General features: G+C 52.4%; 18 protein-coding genes. 13 read left to right on the top strand and 5 right to left on the bottom strand.

What is annotated here, in order from left to right; translation table 11 throughout:
* Positions 1–71 precede the first annotated feature (71 nt).
* Positions 72–740: a 2-polyprenyl-3-methyl-6-methoxy-1,4-benzoquinone monooxygenase gene (gene coq7, locus CHH28_RS09675; RefSeq protein WP_094060120.1), complete on the top strand. Its 669-nt coding sequence runs from the start codon at positions 72–74 to the stop codon at positions 738–740.
* A 194-nt stretch (positions 741–934) separates the two neighbouring features.
* Entirely contained in the window at positions 935–1,174 is a 240-nt protein-coding gene (locus CHH28_RS09670) for a hypothetical protein (RefSeq protein ID WP_094060119.1), read from the top strand.
* 49 nt (positions 1,175–1,223) lie between these two features.
* Here CHH28_RS09670 and ilvN read toward each other — a convergent pair whose 3' ends face one another.
* On the bottom strand, positions 1,224–1,715 hold the full coding sequence (gene ilvN / locus CHH28_RS09665; RefSeq protein WP_094060118.1) for an acetolactate synthase small subunit: 492 nt from the start codon (positions 1,713–1,715) through the stop codon (positions 1,224–1,226).
* Between the two features lie 2 nt (positions 1,716–1,717).
* Positions 1,718–3,442 (bottom strand): acetolactate synthase 3 large subunit, encoded by a 1,725-nt coding sequence (locus tag CHH28_RS09660; protein ID WP_094060117.1) that lies wholly within the window; start codon positions 3,440–3,442, stop codon positions 1,718–1,720.
* 425 nt (positions 3,443–3,867) lie between these two features.
* Between CHH28_RS09660 and CHH28_RS09655 the strand changes: the two genes are divergently transcribed.
* The gene (locus tag CHH28_RS09655) at positions 3,868–4,284 is read left to right on the top strand and encodes a DUF4124 domain-containing protein (protein WP_157729863.1); all 417 of its coding nucleotides are present in this window, start codon (positions 3,868–3,870) and stop codon (positions 4,282–4,284) included.
* On the opposite strand, the gene pgeF is transcribed toward CHH28_RS09655, so the two are convergent.
* On the bottom strand, positions 4,268–5,011 hold the full coding sequence (pgeF, locus tag CHH28_RS09650) for a peptidoglycan editing factor PgeF (protein WP_199244050.1): 744 nt from the start codon (positions 5,009–5,011) through the stop codon (positions 4,268–4,270). The genes CHH28_RS09655 and pgeF overlap by 17 nt on opposite strands.
* Positions 4,989–5,945, bottom strand: coding sequence for a 23S rRNA pseudouridine(1911/1915/1917) synthase RluD (gene rluD, locus CHH28_RS09645; RefSeq protein ID WP_094060115.1), 957 nt, complete (start codon positions 5,943–5,945; stop codon positions 4,989–4,991). The genes pgeF and rluD overlap by 23 nt, the downstream gene beginning before the upstream one ends.
* A 107-nt stretch (positions 5,946–6,052) precedes the next feature.
* Here rluD and CHH28_RS09640 point away from each other — a divergent pair, with 107 nt between their 5' ends.
* Complete coding sequence (locus tag CHH28_RS09640; RefSeq protein ID WP_094060114.1) at positions 6,053–6,874, top strand: outer membrane protein assembly factor BamD; 822 nt, start codon at positions 6,053–6,055, stop codon at positions 6,872–6,874.
* A gap of 103 nt (positions 6,875–6,977) precedes the next feature.
* Positions 6,978–7,241, top strand: a complete 264-nt coding sequence (locus CHH28_RS20615) for a DUF2798 domain-containing protein (protein WP_094062033.1) — start codon at positions 6,978–6,980, stop codon at positions 7,239–7,241.
* On the opposite strand, the gene CHH28_RS09630 is transcribed toward CHH28_RS20615, so the two are convergent.
* Positions 7,174–8,865 carry an NAD+ synthase gene (locus CHH28_RS09630; RefSeq protein ID WP_094060113.1) on the bottom strand — a complete coding sequence of 564 codons (1,692 nt, stop codon included), beginning with the start codon at positions 8,863–8,865 and terminating at the stop codon, positions 7,174–7,176. The genes CHH28_RS20615 and CHH28_RS09630 overlap by 68 nt on opposite strands.
* 98 nt (positions 8,866–8,963) lie before the next feature.
* Between CHH28_RS09630 and CHH28_RS09625 the strand changes: the two genes are divergently transcribed.
* The 8 genes from CHH28_RS09625 (at position 8,964) to CHH28_RS09590 (ending at position 18,213) form a co-directional block, all read left to right on the top strand.
* Complete coding sequence (locus CHH28_RS09625; protein WP_094060112.1) at positions 8,964–10,523, top strand: sensor histidine kinase; 1,560 nt, start codon at positions 8,964–8,966, stop codon at positions 10,521–10,523.
* Entirely contained in the window at positions 10,520–11,875 is a 1,356-nt protein-coding gene (locus CHH28_RS09620; RefSeq protein ID WP_094060111.1) for a sigma-54-dependent transcriptional regulator, read from the top strand. Before CHH28_RS09625 ends, CHH28_RS09620 begins: the two co-directional genes overlap by 4 nt.
* Positions 11,876–12,043: 168 nt before the next feature.
* Positions 12,044–12,604, top strand: coding sequence for a GspH/FimT family pseudopilin (locus CHH28_RS09615; protein ID WP_094060110.1), 561 nt, complete (start codon positions 12,044–12,046; stop codon positions 12,602–12,604).
* A 110-nt stretch (positions 12,605–12,714) separates the two neighbouring features.
* The gene (locus CHH28_RS09610) at positions 12,715–13,266 is read left to right on the top strand and encodes a pilus assembly PilX family protein (RefSeq protein ID WP_094060109.1); all 552 of its coding nucleotides are present in this window, start codon (positions 12,715–12,717) and stop codon (positions 13,264–13,266) included.
* 24 nt (positions 13,267–13,290) lie between these two features.
* The gene (locus tag CHH28_RS09605) at positions 13,291–16,392 is read left to right on the top strand and encodes a VWA domain-containing protein (protein WP_094060108.1); all 3,102 of its coding nucleotides are present in this window, start codon (positions 13,291–13,293) and stop codon (positions 16,390–16,392) included.
* Positions 16,392–16,871 (top strand): GspH/FimT family pseudopilin, encoded by a 480-nt coding sequence (locus CHH28_RS09600; protein ID WP_094060107.1) that lies wholly within the window; start codon positions 16,392–16,394, stop codon positions 16,869–16,871. The genes CHH28_RS09605 and CHH28_RS09600 overlap by 1 nt, the downstream gene beginning before the upstream one ends.
* Before the next feature lie 20 nt (positions 16,872–16,891).
* Positions 16,892–17,380, top strand: a complete 489-nt coding sequence (locus CHH28_RS09595) for a hypothetical protein (protein ID WP_157729862.1) — start codon at positions 16,892–16,894, stop codon at positions 17,378–17,380.
* Positions 17,377–18,213 carry a PilW family protein gene (locus CHH28_RS09590; RefSeq protein ID WP_094060105.1) on the top strand — a complete coding sequence of 279 codons (837 nt, stop codon included), beginning with the start codon at positions 17,377–17,379 and terminating at the stop codon, positions 18,211–18,213. Before CHH28_RS09595 ends, CHH28_RS09590 begins: the two co-directional genes overlap by 4 nt.
* The last annotated feature ends 7 nt before the right edge of the window (positions 18,214–18,220 follow it).

The raw sequence follows: 18,220 nt of genomic DNA, 5'->3' as shown, positions 1-18,220 counted from the left end.
CTGATCAACATCATGCACACAGGCGGCGCTTGCCGTAAAATGGCGGCAGTTCCATTTTTGGGAGGCCTGTTATGAGCCAGGAGCACACCGCTCACACACAACCGCGTCGATTGTCACTGCTGGACAAACTGATCGGCCACGCCGACCAGGCATTGCGTACCTTGGTTCCTGGAGCCGCTACAGAGTATCGCCCATCGCCTGCCAAGCAGCGCCCGGCGCCAGCACTGGATGACGACGAGAAGCGCCACGCAGCAGGGTTAATGCGCATCAATCACACCGGCGAGGTCTGTGCTCAGGCGCTGTACCAAGGCCAGGCACTGACGGCCAAGTTGCCGCAGGTGCGTGAGGCGATGGAAGAAGCCGCCCGCGAAGAGATCGATCACTTAGTTTGGTGTGAACAACGCATTAATGAGCTGGGCAGTCATACCAGCCGTTTAAATCCACTGTTTTATGGCCTGTCATTCGGCATCGGTGCCCTCGCCGGCAAGGTCAGCGACAAGGTCAGCTTGGGCTTTGTTGCTGCCACCGAAGAACAGGTGTGCCGCCATCTAACAGCGCATATGACGGAGCTGCCGGTGCAGGACGAAAAGAGCAAAGCCGTATTGCTGCAGATGCTAGAAGATGAAGCCAAACACGCGACCACTGCACTGGATGCCGGTGGTGCTCGCTTCCCACTGCCAGTCAAACTGGCGATGACGGGCCTGTCTAAGGTTATGACCAAGACGACTTACCGCCTCTAAGCCCCCTCATCTGTGACGCTGAGCTGCGCCAACTAGGTGCGGCCCAGCGACAACGGTGCATCACACTGCACCAGCGTGACTCAGAACAGCCGTCTATATGCCAAGGTACTGGCTAGATGGATTTCTGTTATGCACGGCAAGCCAGCGCAGTTGGCGTTAGGCTGGTAAAACACTTCACGCCAGATTGATTGCTTATGTCTAATCATCGCCGCAGTTGGCTGGATAAGGTACGTCGCTTTTACCGTCTGCCGGAGCAGCAGCCAGAGTATCAGTGGCTCAGCAGCCCGCTGTATCGCCGTCGTATCGAGCATGTAAAAACCGGATGGATCATCGCCGGGTTACTTATGCTGAGCTTAAACAGCCTTGGCGCGGTGTTTGTGATTACCGCCTTTTCCGCTTTTATGTCACTGGCGTACCTTGAATACGACCAATAAAAAAGGCCGCAACCTTCACGGTTTGCGGCCTTTTCCTTACTCGTTGGCGTTACAGGCTCAACACCTTTTCACCACGGGCAATGCCAGATACGCCTGAGCGCACGGTCTCAAGTACGCAACCTTCGCCAATGGAGTCGATAAAGGCCTCGATCTTATCCGTCGCACCAGTTAATTGAATGGTGTACACACTGGCCGTCACATCAACGATCTGACCACGGAAGATGTCCACCGTGCGTTTGATCTCAGCGCGCTGGGCACCCACCGCTTTTACCTTGATCAACATTAGCTCACGTTCAATGTGTGCACCTTCGGACAGATCGACCAGCTTGACCACTTCGATCAGCTTATTCAGCTGCTTGGTGATTTGTTCGATCTTACGATCATCGCCGGTGGTGGTCATGGTCAGACGAGATAACGACTCATCTTCCGTGGGTGCCACGGTCAACGTTTCGATGTTATAGCCACGCTGAGCAAACAAACCCACCACGCGCGACAAAGCGCCTGGCTCGTTTTCCATCAGGATAGAAATGATGTGTCTCATGATCAGGTACGCTCCGTCTTGCTCAACCACATGTCACGCATGGAGCCCATCGGCACCTGCATTGGGTATACGTGTTCTTCTTCGTCTACGGCGACGTCGAGGAACACCAGACGGTCGTTATACTTGCCAAAGGTATCTTCCAGTGCCTGTGGCAATTCGCTGCGATCTTTCACTTGAATGCCGATGTGGCCATAAGCCTCCACCAGCTTGACGAAATCCGGCAGCGACTCCATGTAGGAGTGCGAGTGACGGCCTTCGTAGTTCATGTCTTGCCACTGGCGCACCATACCGAGGGAGCCATTGTTCAGGCACAGAATTTTCACCGGAATGCCGTACTGCAAGCAGGTCGACAGCTCCTGAATATTCATCTGAATAGAGCCTTCACCAGTGACACACACCACCATTTCATCTGGCATGTTCATCTTAATGCCCATCGCCGCCGGGAAGCCGAAGCCCATGGTGCCCAGACCACCAGAGTTAATCCAACGATTGGGTTTATCAAACTTGTAATACTGCGCGGCAAACATCTGGTGCTGGCCCACGTCTGAAGTGATGTAGGCGTCGCCTTTGGTCGCTTGCCACATGGCTTCAACCACTTCTTGCGGCTTCATCAAGCCGTTGTCATTGGTCTGATAACGCATGCCATGACGCTGGCGCCACTCATTGATTTGCTTCCACCAAGAATCCAACGCAGCGGCGTCTGGCGTGGCATCGGCTTCGTCCAGCAGGCTCATCATTTCATCTAGTACACTACCTACCGGCCCCACAATCGGTACATCGACCATGATGGTTTTGGAGATCGACGATGGGTCGACATCGACATGAATGATTTTCGCGTCTGGGCAGAACTTATCAGTGGCGTTCGTTACGCGGTCGTCAAAGCGTGCGCCAATGGCCAAAATCACATCAGCATGATGCATCGCCATATTAGCCTCGTAGGTGCCATGCATGCCTAACATGCCAACAAAGCGATCGGCGGTACCCGGATATGCGCCCAGCCCCATCAGCGTGTTGGTGCACGGGAAGTTTAATCGATCAACCAAGGTACGAAGTTTGTCTGAGCTGCCGTCAATGATGACACCGCCGCCGCTGTAGATGATTGGGCGCTTAGCACCCAACAACAGGTCCACAGCCTTTTTAATCTGGCCAGTGTGGCCACGCTGTGGCGGCGTGTAGGAGCGCAGTTTGATCTTCTTCGGAAACTTATATTCGAAGCGCTCGTTGGGCAAAGTCATGTCTTTGGGGATATCAATCACCACAGGACCAGGACGCCCAGTGCTGGCGATGTAAAATGCTTTCGCCACCAGCTCAGGAATTTCTTCCGGGTGTTTGACCGAAAAACTGTGCTTCACGATTGGTCGCGACACACCCAGCATGTCGGTTTCCTGGAAAGCATCGTCGCCCACCAAATGACTCGGCACCTGACCAGCAATCACCACCATCGGAATGGAGTCGGTAAAGGCGGTTGCAATACCGGTCACGGTGTTGGTCGCACCAGGGCCTGACGTCACCATCACCACCCCCGGCTTACCGGTCGCACGGGCATAACCATCGGCCATATGAGCAGCGGCTTGCTCGTGACGGACCAGTACGTGTTTCACGGAACTTTGTTTGTAGACGGCATCGTACACATGCAGCAGCGAGCCGCCTGGGTACCCATAAATATATTCAACGCCCGAGTCGTGCAGAGCGCGAACTAACATTTCTCCGCCGGAAAGTAATTCCACCGTACTATCCTCTTTTTTGTGCTTTCTCAAGCACCACAATTAATAACTAAACGATTTGAGCCATGTACAACGAAGCTCAGGGCTGGATGATTAACTTTTAGTTGCTCATCAGACCCCACCTTCTGGTCCGAGAAGGTGAGACTGAACTGGGTCGGAGGATAACCGCACCAGAGGCCGTCATTGCGATTCCAGCATCCCAGGGTGGCGGGACCTAAACCGGACTACAAAGGCTTTGCAAGTTTATCATTCCACTATGCTGTGTCTACCTCAGAATCGGTGCTAACACCTTGACAACAAATAGGGTTTTATCGACTCTCAAGACATTCACTGGCCATGAGTCAGGTGGCGCATTGCAATGGTCTGACATGACCAAAACCATGACCACAGCAAAGGCAAGGCCAGACAGATCCACCAGAGGACGCAACATGACCAAATTAACCACCGTTTTTTCCGCTGCTGCACTGCTCACCAGCCTGCTGATAACCAGCGTTCCAGCTCAGGCCAATAAGGTCTATCGCTGGGTGGATGAAAATGGTCAGGTGCACTTCAGCTCCCAACCGCGACGCGGTGTGAATGAAGATACCTACAACGTGGTGGTCGATAAGGTGCCAGCGCCAATTACCAACGAAGAAGAGGAAAAGGCAGCTGAAACCATTTCAGGTGTCAGCAAAGAAGAGGCAGAAGCTCTGTGCGCCAATGCGCAAGAAGTTAAGTCCTTGTTGTCTTCAAACTTCAATCGTCCCTTTACTCGCGAAGATGGCACGGTCAGCCCACTGTCAGATGAAGAACGGCAAGCCAAGCTCAAAGAAGCGGACGACAGGATCGCTAAGTATTGCCGCTAAGCCAAATCAGGCTGGCCATGCGCCCGGTTCTGTTCTGGCGCCGATAAGAGAAATAGCGCTCATCGCGATAAGTACACACATCACTGCGTCGAATGCGCGCCACCCCGCCAGCTTGCAATCGCAGGCTGGCCAAGGCATAGATATCCGCCAGTAAACGATCTCCCTCGCCGGGCACGGTGCACAGCTTGGCGTCGGCGCCAAACTGCTGCGCCACTTCCGGTCCAACTTCAAACGACTGCGGCCCAATCGCAGGGGCGAGATAAGCACACACAGTGTGACGAGTAGGAAACTGATTGAGGACTTGTTCAACAATTCCATTGGCAAGGCCGCGCCACCCGGCATGAACCGCTGCCACTCTGACGCCATCACTGAGTAATATCGGTAAGCAGTCTGCCGTCATCACCGCACACGCCAGCCCGGGCTGATCGGTATATGATGCATCTCCCGCAAGTGTCACGGCTCCACCACAGGCCTTTACCACATCAGTGCTGTGAGTTTGTTGCAGCCATTGAATCGCCGAGACACTGGGCAAACGTTGCAACAAGGCAATGCGGTTGGCCTTCACCAACAGCGGATCATCCCCCACATGCAGGCCAAGATTCAGTCGTGCAAAGTCACCCTGTGATTGCCCCCAGTCGGCATCACCACGAGTGGTACACAACCGCACTTGCGGAAATTCTGACCAATGATGGAACTCCAAGCCATCAACGCGATTGAGCATCGTCATCCAACACGGCTAACAGATGTTCGAAGTCCTCTGGAAGATCGCTGTGCCATTCCATGTAATTGCCACTGACAGGATGGACCAAGCCCAGCTGCCTGGCGTGCAGTGCCTGGCGCGGAAAGCTCGCCAACAGTTCACGTAGCTCAGGGCCGACGCCTTTGGTCAATCGTGTGCGCCCTGCGTAGGTCGCATCACCGACCAAGGCATGGCCGATATACGCCATATGCACACGAATCTGATGGGTACGGCCAGTTTCCAGTTTGCAGCGAATGTAGGTGTGTGAGGGAAACTTGTGCAACACCCGGTAGTGAGTAACCGCCTCTTTACCGGTGGGACTGACGGTCATTTTGGTGCGCTGCGTGCCGTGACGGCCGATGGGTTCTTCCACCGTACCACCACCGGTCATCTGACCCTGGACCACGGCCTCGTACTCGCGCCCCATGCTGCGATCTTGCAATTGAGCGACCAGCTGGTTTTGAGCATTGAGCGTCTTTGCTACCACCATCAAACCGCTGGTGTCCTTATCCAGGCGATGGACAATACCAGCGCGGGGAATATTGATCAGCTCCGGACAGTGATACAACAGCCCGTTCAGCAAGGTACCGCTATGGTTGCCTGCGGCGGGGTGCACCACTAAACCTACCGGTTTATTGAGCACCAAAATGTCATCGTCTTCGTAAACGATGTCCAGCGCCATTTCTTCTGCTTGCCAGTCGCCTTCCGCTTCTAGCTCTGTTTGCAACGACAAACATTCACCGCCAACCAACTTGTCACGGCCACGCCACACATCACCGTCTACCGTGAGCGCCCCGCTTTTTATCCATTGCTGCAGGCGCGAGCGCGAATACTCCGGGAACAATGCCGCAGCGGCCTGGTCCAGACGTTTGTTGCCCCACTCGGCGGGCACTTGAATTTGTTCAGAAATCTGTTGAGACATAAAGTTTGATCGACTCGGCCGCAGAGGGCTCGCTGTGGTTGGGAGGACCCGGTGACTGTGGTTAAATACGCAGTCGTTTAGTATACCGACTATCAGGAAATCACTCCATGAATGCCCGTTGGCTGCTGTTTGCCCTGGCTCTAATGCTTAGCGCCTGCTCCAACTCGCCGGTCAAAACCGACGAGAAAACCGAACGTCAGTATTACCAGGAAGCACGTGAAGCGCTGGACAATGAGAACTTCCTTGTGGCCATGGAACGCCTGCGCCAGCTGGATTCACGCTATCCCTTTGGCCAGTATGCCGAACAAGGTCAACTGGACATGATGTACGCCCACTTTATGACGGCGGACATGGAGTCGGTGCTCACCGCGAGCGAGCGCTTCATTCGCTTGCATCCGCTGCATTCGCAAGTGGATTACGCTTATTACTTGCGCGCGCTGGCCACTTATGAGCTGGGCTTTTCGTTTGTGGAGCGGTATCTATCGGACGACGTAGCACGGCGCGACCCGACCCCCATGCGCGATGCTTTCGCTCACTTTTCGGAGTTGCTCATTCGCTTTCCTGACAGCCCCTATACTGCCGATGCGCGCGCACGCATGGAGTTTCTGCGCCAACGACTGGCTTCTTATGAAGTGGAAGTGGCGCGTTATTACATGAAGCGACACGCCTTTATTGCCGCAGCGAATCGCTGTCAGGATGTATTGCTGCATTATCAGAACACCGCCGCCGTCGCCGATGCCTTGGCCGTCATGGTCGAAGCGTACGACGAACTCGGCATGAGCGATGAGAAAGCCAATGCCCTGGCCCTGCTCCAGCACAACCACCCTCAGCATCCGCAGTTGAATGACGGCCGGTTTGTCAGCAGTGGTCTGGCCCAAGCCGATCGCGGTTCGTTGTTGAATATTCTGTCGTTCGGGCTGCTCGACTGACAGATCGTGATGACCTTGCTAGAGTCGAGCCAAGGTCATCTTTGAGGTGTGCTCAGTGGCACTGTTGAAACCGCAACACTTTCCTGTCGTATTTGCGGCGTTGATGTCGATGATAATGGCAGGCACCGTCTCTGCCATTGTGACGGCGGTTAGCTCCGGCATGGGCGATGGCTACCTGCAGCGCTGGCTGTCCAGCTACACGTTGGCGTGGCCCATAGCATTTGTGGTACTACTTCTACTGCGCCCTCATGTCACGCGGCTGAGCGAGAGGCTGACTGGCGCCGGCCACTCAAGCAACACTACAGCCCCGGGCGCCAGCCGTTGGTCACAGGATAGCGACGGTCACGACCAAAACCGCGACGTGTAACGCGCACACCAATGGGTGCCTGACGGCGCTTATATTCATTGATATCAACCAAGCGCAGAACACGGTGCACTACTTCGGCATCAAAACCTGCACGAATGATGTCGTCGGCACTGTCGTCGTTTTCAATGTAACGCTGCAAGATGTCATCTAACACCTCGTAGGCCGGCAAGCTGTCTTCGTCTTTCTGATCCGGTGCTAGCTCCGCTGAAGGTGGCCGCGTGATCACGCGTTCTGGAATCACCTCACCGAGGCTATTGCGATAACGCGCCAGTGCAAACACCTTGGTTTTGTACACGTCTTTTAGCGCGCCATAACCGCCCGCCATATCGCCATACAAGGTGGCATAGCCGACCGCCATCTCGCTTTTGTTGCCAGTGGTGAGCACCATGGCGCCGGTTTTGTTCGACATTGCCATCAGCAATACGCCGCGACACCGTGACTGCAAGTTTTCTTCTGTGGTGTCCACGTCGGCGCCAGCGAAAGCCGGAGCTAGCGCCTGCATAAACTCACGGTACATGGGCTCAATGGAAATGGACTCGTAACGCACGCCCATGCTGCGCGCCTGCTGCTCGGCGTCGCTTTTGCTCATGTCCGAGGTGTAGGTAAACGGCATCATGACGGCTTTTACCCGCTCAGCGCCCAAGGCGTCGACAGCAATCGCCAAAGTCAAAGCCGAGTCGATGCCGCCGGACAACCCCAGCACCACCCCCGGAAAACGATTTTTGTTAACGTAATCGCGCACACCCAGCACCAGAGCACTGTACAGCTCGCTCAGCTCCGACTCGCTCGGCTCTGATTTATTCCATTCCGGCTCACTCCATTCCGATTCATTCGAATCCGGCTCATTTGAATCCGGCCCAATCGAACATGAAGCGCCCGCGCTTAGGGTTTGACCATCCCAGACCACACTGGCCACCATCTCTCGCCAGCCTGGCAGTTGCACTGCACAACGGCCTTGCTGATCGATAGCGAATGAGTGGCCATCAAATACCAGCTCGTCCTGCCCGCCGACTTGATTGACGTAAAGCACCGGGCATTGATGGCGTGTAGCGTGCCGCCCAACCTGCTGCTGGCGCTCGCCGCGTTTGTTCTGATGAAATGGCGACGCGTTGAGATTGACAATCAACTCAGCTCCCGCTGCCACGCTGGCATCCATCGGTGTATCAAACCAGATGTCTTCACAGACCGTGAGGCCAATGCGGTGACCTTTAAAGTTGATCACTTGTGGCTCACTGCCGGCAGAAAAATAGCGCTTTTCGTCGAACACCTGATAGTTCGGCAGTTCCTGTTTAAAATACTGCCCCATACACTGCCCTTGCCAGAAAAAACCGGCGGCATTGTAGAGCTTGCCGTCCTGCTGCCAGGGATACCCCACCACAATGGCAATGTCGTGACTCGCCTCGGCAATGCGCTGTAGCGCTTTTTCAACACGCAAAGTAAGACTTGGACGCAGTAACAAATCCTCTGGTGGATAGCCGGTCACCGCCAGCTCGGTGCATACCAGCACATCGCCGCCTTGACCAGCCGCTTGGTGCGCTGCCGCGCAGATGCGCTCCACATTGCCGTCGATATCGCCGACGTGATAGTTGATTTGGGCCATGTGAATGGTAAGTGACTGTGACATTCCGTCGGGGTACTCTCTGGCTGGTGTAAAGACGAGCGCGTATTGTCAGGAAATTCCCCGACTGGCGCAAACATCCTGTAGCAACAAAGGAACAAACAATGCCTGGTCGATGGTTGGGGCGCTTTTCGTTATCGTCGGAAATGATCGTGCGCGGCAATCGTTTGTTGCGCTTGTACAGCTACTATTCCCTGTTTCTGGCATTGTTGCTGACCGTCATCGATAGCTTGGATCAAGACAACGCCATACTCGGTCGTCATCTGCCCGAAGTATTCCTGATTACCGTTTCTATCTACGTAATGGTCGCTAGCATCTTTGTTGTCATCGCCAACCGCGGCCCAAATATTGAAACCGCAACGGTTTATGTATTCATAGAGACCGCTCTGCTGGCCCTGCTGATGCACAGCAGTGGCAGTCTGGCCGGCGGCTTTTCCAGCCTGATATTGATCGCGGTAGTCATCGCCAATCTGTTGGTTCCGGGCTTGTTTGGCTACGCCGTCGCCGCTTGGACGACCCTGGCGGTGATGTTTTTCCAGCACGTTTGGCCACAAAACTACGATGCCACGACGGTGGTCGAGTCTGGCATTTATGGTTTTTTATGTTTTTTGCTGGCGGGAGTCACTCAAGCGCTGTCGATGCGACTGAACAGTGCCCTAGATTTGGCCACTCATCAGGCGCATCGCATCCGCCGCTTGCAAAAGCTCAGTCAAAAGGCGCTACTCAGCCTACCCGACGGAATCATCGCCTGTGACGCACATCATCAAGTATTGTTTTTTAACGACGCCGCGGCCCAATGGTGGCCGTTGTTACAGGACGGGCCTCTGCCGAGCGCACTGCAGCAAATCGAGCAACAAACACAGCTCGACATTCGCGGACGGACCCTCAATTTTCGCAAAATCCCGCTAAGCGATACCGGCGATGCCTTGCTGGTACTGGAGGACGCCAGCCGCATTGCTGCCGAAGCACAGCAAGTAAAGCTGGCCTCATTAGGGCGATTAACCGCCAGCATTGCCCACGAAGTTCGCAACCCCCTCAGCGCCATGCGCCAAGCCGCGCAGCTGTTGGCTGAAACGCCGTATCTGCAAGCCTCGGAAATTAAGCTAACCGACATCATCGAACAACACTGCATGCGCATCAATCGTACGGTGGAAGACATTTTGCAGCTGTCTCGCCGGCGCTCGCCTGCCATTGAGCAGCTGCGTTTGAAACCTTGGCTGGAGCACTTCCAGCGTCATTTTCTGGAACTGCCTGATGCTCAACACTGTGAGCTAACACTAAGCTGTGGCCACGAGATTTTGATAGCATTTGATCCGGACCAACTGCAACAGATACTGCACAACCTGTGCGGCAATGGCCTGCGTTATGCCATTCAGCAAGCACAAGCCCACGATCAAATTGCGTCACTAAAGTTGCTAGCGACTACAGGTCACGACAACAAGGTACACTTAGATGTTATCGACAATGGCGGCGGCGTGGCCGAAGAGCAACGTAAGCATCTGTTTGAGCCGTTCCATACCACGGAACACAATGGTACAGGCCTCGGGCTCTACTTATGCCGCGAACTGTGTGAAGCCAATCATGCCAGTATCCAGTACCATCCTATTGACGGAGGCAGTTGCTTCCGCCTGACGCTACAGACCAACAAACCGAGTTACCTATGAACCAATACTCTGCCCTGATCATCGATGACGAACCAGACATTCGTGAGCTGATTGCCCTGACCCTGGAGCGCATGGAACTCGATTGTTATCAAGCAGGCAGTGTCAGTGAAGCCGTAGAGGCACTGCAGCAGCGTCCCTACCACTTCTGCATCACTGACATGAAGTTGCCTGACGGTAACGGCATGGACATCATTCAGCTGTGCCATTCACGCTACCCTGACATGCCCGTCGCGATGATCACCGCTCATGGCAATATGGAACTGGCCATTGATGCACTGAAGGCCGGCGCCTTTGACTTTGTTGCCAAACCCCTTGATACACAACGGCTGCGCGACCTAGTGACCGCTGCACTCAAACTGACACAAGTGGTGATCCATCAACAAACGCCTGACGATTCGCTGCTGGGTGAGTCGCAGCGCATGGCTGACTTGAAAGCGTCTATCCGCAAGGTTGCCCGCACTCAAGCACCGGTGTTTGTCCATGGCGAATCCGGCACCGGCAAAGAGCTGGTCGCGCGACTGATCCACCACTTGAGTCCAAGAGCGCAAGGCCCGTTCATTGCTGTCAACTGTGGTGCAATTCCAGCCGATTTGATGGAAAGTGAGTTCTTCGGTCACGTAAAGGGCAGCTTTACCGGCGCCAGCCATGATAAACCCGGCCTATTTAAGGCTGCTGATGGCGGCACATTGTTCCTGGATGAAGTGGCCGACTTACCGCTGGAAATGCAGGCCAAATTACTGCGGGTGATCCAAGAAAAAGCCGTGCGTAAAGTCGGCGAAGAACATGAGCAGCCGATTGACGTACGCATCGTCAGTGCCAGCCACCATGATCTGGTCAAACGTGTCGATGAAAACAGCTTTCGCCAGGACCTTTACTTCCGCTTGAACGTTATCCACCTAGGCGTCCCCCGCTTAGCTGAGCGGGCTGAGGACATTCCGCAGCTGGCCAAACACTTTGTGACCAAATACGCCCGCGAATGGGGCATGCCAAATGCCGAACTGAGTGAGGACGCCATCACTGCGCTATCGCGCTACCACTTCCCTGGTAATGTACGGGAGCTGGAGAACATACTGCAGCGCGCCTTCACCATGGCCGAGAATGACTGCATCAACACCGACGATCTGAACCTCCCACAAGTAGCCGCACCACAGCAGCCAGTGGCGGTCGATGAAACCAGTGAGAACGCACCGATCGTCACCAATAACCTCGAACAGTACCTAGAAAACATAGAACGCCGGGCAATCACTCAGGCGTTGGAAGAAACCCGTTGGAATAAGACCGCAGCGGCTGAGAAACTGGGGATCAGCTTTCGAGCGCTCAGGTATCGGTGTAAAAAGTTGGAAATTGACTGAGAACCGTATACGACAAAAGACATTGATGCTTCACAGATACGCATTCAACCATCATAAATGACAGCCTGCCCTTCCTTGTAACCACAGAAAATCAGCCCTGCTTCTGACAGACAAAAAACGTCGTCGATACTAATTTTGATTATCCAACTCTACAAGGAGGTAGATGCGATGAACAATGCTCGCAATGCAGGTATGACTCTGACAGAACTCATTACGGTTCTCATGACTGTTTCTACGCTGTCCGCAGTCGCGCTGCCCGCTCTGGATGACTTTTTCAAGCGGCAGCTAGCACTTTCAGAAGTTACAGCACTTAGGCAGTTGGTCTACCAAGCTCGCGGGCACGCGATCTCGAGCGGTGTGCCGGCAGTGCTGTGTCCTATATCGGCAAATGAATGCTCAACCAACTGGTCCGAGGGCAAGATCACACTATTTGAAGACCTCAACCGAAATCGTACGATCGATCCAAACGACAAAGTTTTGACTCATTTCCAATTGCAACATGCAAACGGAGTGAAGCTAGATTTTCCGCGATCCGCCATTGTCTTCTATCCAAGCGGATTTGCTCAAGGCTTTACAGGTTCGCTGCTATATTGCCGCGATACTGAACCACCTATCACGATGTCTTTGATAATTTCCAGAGTAGGCAGGGTACGCCATGGAGCGGACAGTAATAACGACGGTATTCTAGAATCCGCCACTGGTAAAAATGCCCCCTGCCCATCAGCATGAGCCCTTCAGCACCATTCAGGGCCTACTCAACTCCGCTTGTCTGGAGCTTCACAACAACAGACACCGAGCAGTTATGTTAGTCATCGCAGAGACCTTATCAGGAACAGACAATGACGACACAACGTGGATCCGCACTTATCCTCAGCTTGGTGATCTTAACTGCCATCACATTGGGCGCATTAGTGGCGATGGAGAGATCCAGCTTGCAGTTAAAGATGGTCAACAACCTTCAACACTCCCAAGATGTTGAGAACAGTGTCAAAGGCACTTTGACTTATGTCTATGACGCACTTGAACGCGATGAGAAAGTACAAAAACAGTTGCTGGTCGCCGTCAACACCGCAGAATCCACGGCAGTGGAGGGTGGCAAAACTCTCGGTGAGTCTAAGTTCAAGTTATTTGAGCTAAAACAAACAGGCGCCACCACCCCAATATTAACAGCACCTAAGTTTACCAGCCCTGTCTTGGATGCTCAGCCCACCACTGTTGTTCGTTCTATTCCCACGCCTCTGGGGTACGACGATTTTCTCAAAGGTAAACAAGGCTGCGGTGCAGGCTGTGACTTATCACTATACGCCTCTGCCAGCTCTGCAAACGGTAGAGGTGGGGTGTTATCCAGCACCCAAGAAATTGGCTTGCAACGCATTATCCCGTCAACCTGAGTGAGACTTGAAGGAGATTAAATAATGAAACTTTATTGGCTAACACTGGTAGCACTCGGGCTAGCACACAACAGCCTAGTCATGGCTGACGATACCGAGATTTTCCGGCCAGACAACATCAAACGCATCCCGCCCAATGTTGTCTTTGTAATCGACACTTCGGGCAGCATGTCATGGCGAGATGCCAGCAACCAGAGACCGAAAGCAGGTGAAAAGACCCGCCTTCAAATCGTCAAAGACTCCGCTATCGCGGCTATCAACAAGATTTCAGAAGACAAGCCGATCAATATTGCCATCATGCGCTTTCATGATGCCAAAAACAAAGGCAGCCAGGGTGGCTATGTGGTTGAGCCACTGGCATCCACAGGTGAATCCGACGAGAAGTCCAGAATTATTAGCGCCATTAATGGTCTGACAGCTGGTAATGGTACTCCTCTCGTGGAGACTACCTTCGAAGCCATTAATTACTTGACAGGGAGAGATATAGTCTGGGGTAAGCAACAATCGGGTACCGGTTACAATCAGGTATACACCGTTCAAACCAATCCATTCATATATGGTTACAATTGGCTAAGTAACAAAAAATACGGCAGCCCTAGTTCAATCACATCAGGAAATAAATACATTCACCCAATGACGGCCACCTGCCAGAAACAACACGTTGTGGTCTTCACAGACGGCAATCCGTCTAACGACGAGGACAGTAACTCAACCATCAAAGACTTATTTAATGCTGCGTCAGGTAGTAACAAAAATGCTGCGGGGCTATCAAGCAAATGCGACAGCGAAGGCAATAAGTACTGTGGTGAAGAGCTCGCTTATTGGGCTTACAATACCGATTTTTTTGATGATGCAAGCATCACAGGAAAAAAGGGGGATGCAAACACCATCAAGCAAAATATTAAAATCCATACCGTAGGTGGCTTCGCGGTTGGCCAAGCTGGTAAAGACCTGCTAACAAACATGGCCATTCAAGGCGGCACGAAAAAAAGCCTTAGTGCCAGCAATGAAGCGGAGCTGGTTACAGCTCTGCAAAGTATCTTTGACAGCATATCGAACGAAGGCAGCAGTTTTGCTGCACCAGTCGTTTCAGTTAACAACGTCAGCTCCCTTGAACACCGCTCAGATGTGTATTACACGTTATTTGAACCATCGGCCAATAGCCCAGCCTGGGCAGGCAACATCAAACGCTATCGTTTATCGCCTTCGGGGGAAATCTATGACTCTAAAAATAGCCTAGCGGTAGATAAAAAAACTGGCTTTTTTAGTGAAACCGCTCACAGCTATTGGTCCACTGCTGCTGATGGCCAACAAGTTACCAGTGGTGGCTTATCAAACCGTCTAACCAGCGATCGACCAGTTTACACTAGCCTGACAGCAACCGGTGAATCGAAAACTTCATTTATTAATTCTGGCAACCGGGTTACTGAGACAAATACAAACATAACCGAGGCCCTCCTAGGTGTAGACGAGGCCAGTCGCCGAACAAAAGCACTAAAATGGGCTCGAGGCATTGACGTTATTGATGGCAAAGACCAAAAACGCACCATTCTGGCGGATTCATTGCACGGCACTCCTTTTGTGTTGGAATACCAGAGCGACAGTGGTACCCAAGATGTGTTGTACAGCACCAATAACGCCGGCTATTTACATGCTTTTGACCCCAGCGTGAATAATCCTAAAGAATTCTGGTCCTTTATTCCCAAAGAGTTACTGCCTAACTTGCCCGTATTCGCTGAGCAACGCTGGGGCAACGGAATTGATAGCAACAGAAAAATCTACGGGTTCGATGGCCCCATGTCGGTTTATCATGATGACGAGGATCGTGACGGCCGAATTGATAGCGGCGAGACTGCTTACTTGGCCGTTGCAATGCGTCGCGGAGGCCATGCATATTATATTTTTGATGTTAGCAACTATCAGCAACCTAGACTGGCAAAGGTCATTAGCAACACCGGTGACTTCTCTGAACTGGGACAGACTTGGTCTCCCATGCGTCTCGCCTATGTTGACTGGAACAGTAAAAAAGTCCCCGTCTTCATTTTTGGTGGCGGTTATGATCCTTTGGAAGACGACAGCGGCTCACGTGGTAGCCGAATTGAAAGCTCTGTAGGTAATGCCATTTACATGATAACCGCAAACGATGAAGCTACCGGTACGGCCTTTGAGCTACTTTGGAAAGCGACAAAAGCTGCTGGTGCAAAAGGACTTTCCCTTGCCGACATGACCTCCAGCATTGTCAGTGAAATCACGCCAGTTGATATGGACGGTGATGGCAGCAGTGACTTACTGTATGCCACAGATGTGGGTGGCAGACTTTGGCGTATCGACTTCACCAAAGGCAATAGCGCTAGTGAATATGCCAAAGGAGGAGTGCTGTTTGATGCCAACCTAACCGAAGAAGACACACTCGATGCAAACTATGAGCGTTTCTTTGCTAAGCCCGATGTTGTGTACACCAACTATGGCTATGTTGAGTCGGTGGATCCTAATGACAATACGAACGTCCAGTACCTGAAACGTCCACGCTACCAAATTACTATGGGCTCAGGCTATCGCCCAGGTCCATTATCAACTGCGACCACAGATCGTATTTTTGTTATCAACGATTATGATCATTCAAATCCGCCCAAAGACTTTAAGTACGCCAACCACAAACTCCCTAAACTAGCGGACTACCACACGTATGCTTCTGCCAGCGCAGAACAGCGCGAAAACGGTTATTACTACACACTCAAGGGAACCGGTGAGAAAGTATTGTCTAACACGCTCACTGTAAGCGACACTATATACGCTACCACTTTCCGCCCTTCCTCTGGCAGTATTGAAGCAGGTTGTCAGCCAGATTTGGGACAAAGCCGGCTGATCATATTAAAACCGAACCTGAGCCTGACCCCCGAGGACGGCATGAAACCCGAGGAAGACAGCATTGAGAATGTTGGCTCCACCATTCCGCCCGAGCCTAAGCTGGTATTCCCGCCGGACAAACCAGATGGCACCAACGAAGGGCCAAAGGTTGTCGTAGGATTAAATGTCTTCGATGTTGAAGGCGGCCTAAATATTCTTCAGCGCACCTTCTGGCGGGAAGCAGACCCCGCAGAAGTAATGCCTAAGGCGACTCCCTAATGAAAAGCGTTAAAGGTACGACATTACTTGAACTCATGGCCGTTCTGGGCGTTCTGGGGGTGCTGCTGGCAACAGCAGTACCCTATATTAGCGGCATGAACCAAAGCCAGCTCGCTGACCGTCTTTATCGCGAGCTGGAAAACGATCTTCGCTATGCCCGCAATTACTCCGTCACCAACGGCGTTAGTGTCATGCTTGAGCCACGCTCAGGCTGGGATGGAGGTTGGCGTATTCTAGGAGACAACGGCTCAGGAACGCTAAACGAAGAGCTTCGAGTTACCAATTTAGAAAGCAAGGGCAATATATCCAGCGATGATTTCAGCAAGTCAACTCCCATTGTCTTCTCTGCTAGGGGTAGAGCCAATAAAAGTGGAGAAGTTAAAATCGATGTAGCAGGGTGTCGCGGCACGCGAGTTCGCACTCTGTTTATCAATCGTATTGGTCAGATTATTTTGAAGGGAGAAAATGTATGCAAATGAGCAGACTGAGAGCCTTCAGTATGATCGAGGTATTGGTAACACTGGCCATCAGTATCATTGGTCTGCTGGGTATCAGCATGATGCAACTCAACATTAATAAGGCCACCATAGACTCTGGTGCAAGATCACATGCTATTTGGATGATAGATGAGATAACAAATAAGATGTATGCAAACTGGGACAATCTACAACAGTACAAGACTGAGAGTTTCACCTGCAGCGGCTATGATGGAACCATCTGTCAGGGTGATACCGCCTGCACTGGGGCCAAAATGGCCAAGTACGATATCTGGACCTCTAGCTGCCCCGCCGCTGCCAAAGAGGCGAATCTCAACAAAAACGCTGCCGACTTCATCCCTGATGCGAAGCTCATCATAGAGCCTCACGCGACTAATCGCTCTGCAAAAATCACAGTTCAGTGGACTAGCCGAGTGTCCAGCGATAGTGATTTAGGCGGCGCTAAGGATCCAGGCGGTACCGTTTCGATCAGCCGGGATATTCAACTATGAACCAACGCAAGGCATCCAAAGGCCTGTCTATGGTTGAACTGATGGTGGCGTTGCTACTCGCGTCAATTATCACAATATTTGTCAGCAATATCATGATTAATAGTTCTCGCAGCGCCAGTACATCGACCGGACTGGCCCAAGCTCAAGAGGCAGGAAGACTCGCAATGGCATGGCTGGGAGAGCGAGTTCCAAATGCGGGATATCGTAATACCACATTTGTTTTTGATGTGGTCGACACCAGCTGCTCCGGAGCGGCTCATTGCCACAAAGACGTGAAAAGTAACGCCAATGGTGGTGATGTTTTAGCACTGAGACGCTTAAGCTCACCAGGCTTAAACGAAGCCCCACAGCTTATGCAAACCTGTGCAGGTACAACCTTGCCCAATTCGGCGCAGAATGCACCTAATGGCGTCATTGATGTGTATTGGATAGAAAAAGGTGATGTCAGCGATTTAACCACCGCATTCCAACTCAAGTGTGCCACCTATAGCACCGCAGGCGGCTCAACCACGCTAGTTGGAAGCAAAGAAAGCATCGCCAGTGGGATTGAAAGCATGCAAGTGCTGTATGGAATCGAGGCTTCGAGTCAAGCTGACTCAGGAACTGTCGAGCGGTATGTCAATGGAACCTATCTTAATAGTAACCCCAACATGGCCGCACGTGTTGTGGCAGTCAAAATAGCATTATTATCACGATCATTTGAAGATGACACTCTCAATAACAGCCGTAGAGGGTACCAGCTGCTCGACTCTGAAATTACTTATGCCAACGATCGAGTGGCACGCTATATCAATACCTCAACATTCTGGCTACCCAATATGCAAAACAGGTAACATTTTT

Origin of the sequence: Bacterioplanes sanyensis (genome assembly GCF_002237535.1) — a bacterium.
In the GTDB taxonomy this organism is placed as follows: Bacteria; Pseudomonadota; Gammaproteobacteria; order Pseudomonadales; family Oceanobacteraceae; genus Bacterioplanes; species Bacterioplanes sanyensis_A.
The sequence above is the reverse complement of the archived record's forward strand: the minus strand, read 5'-3'. Positions and strand labels throughout refer to the sequence as shown.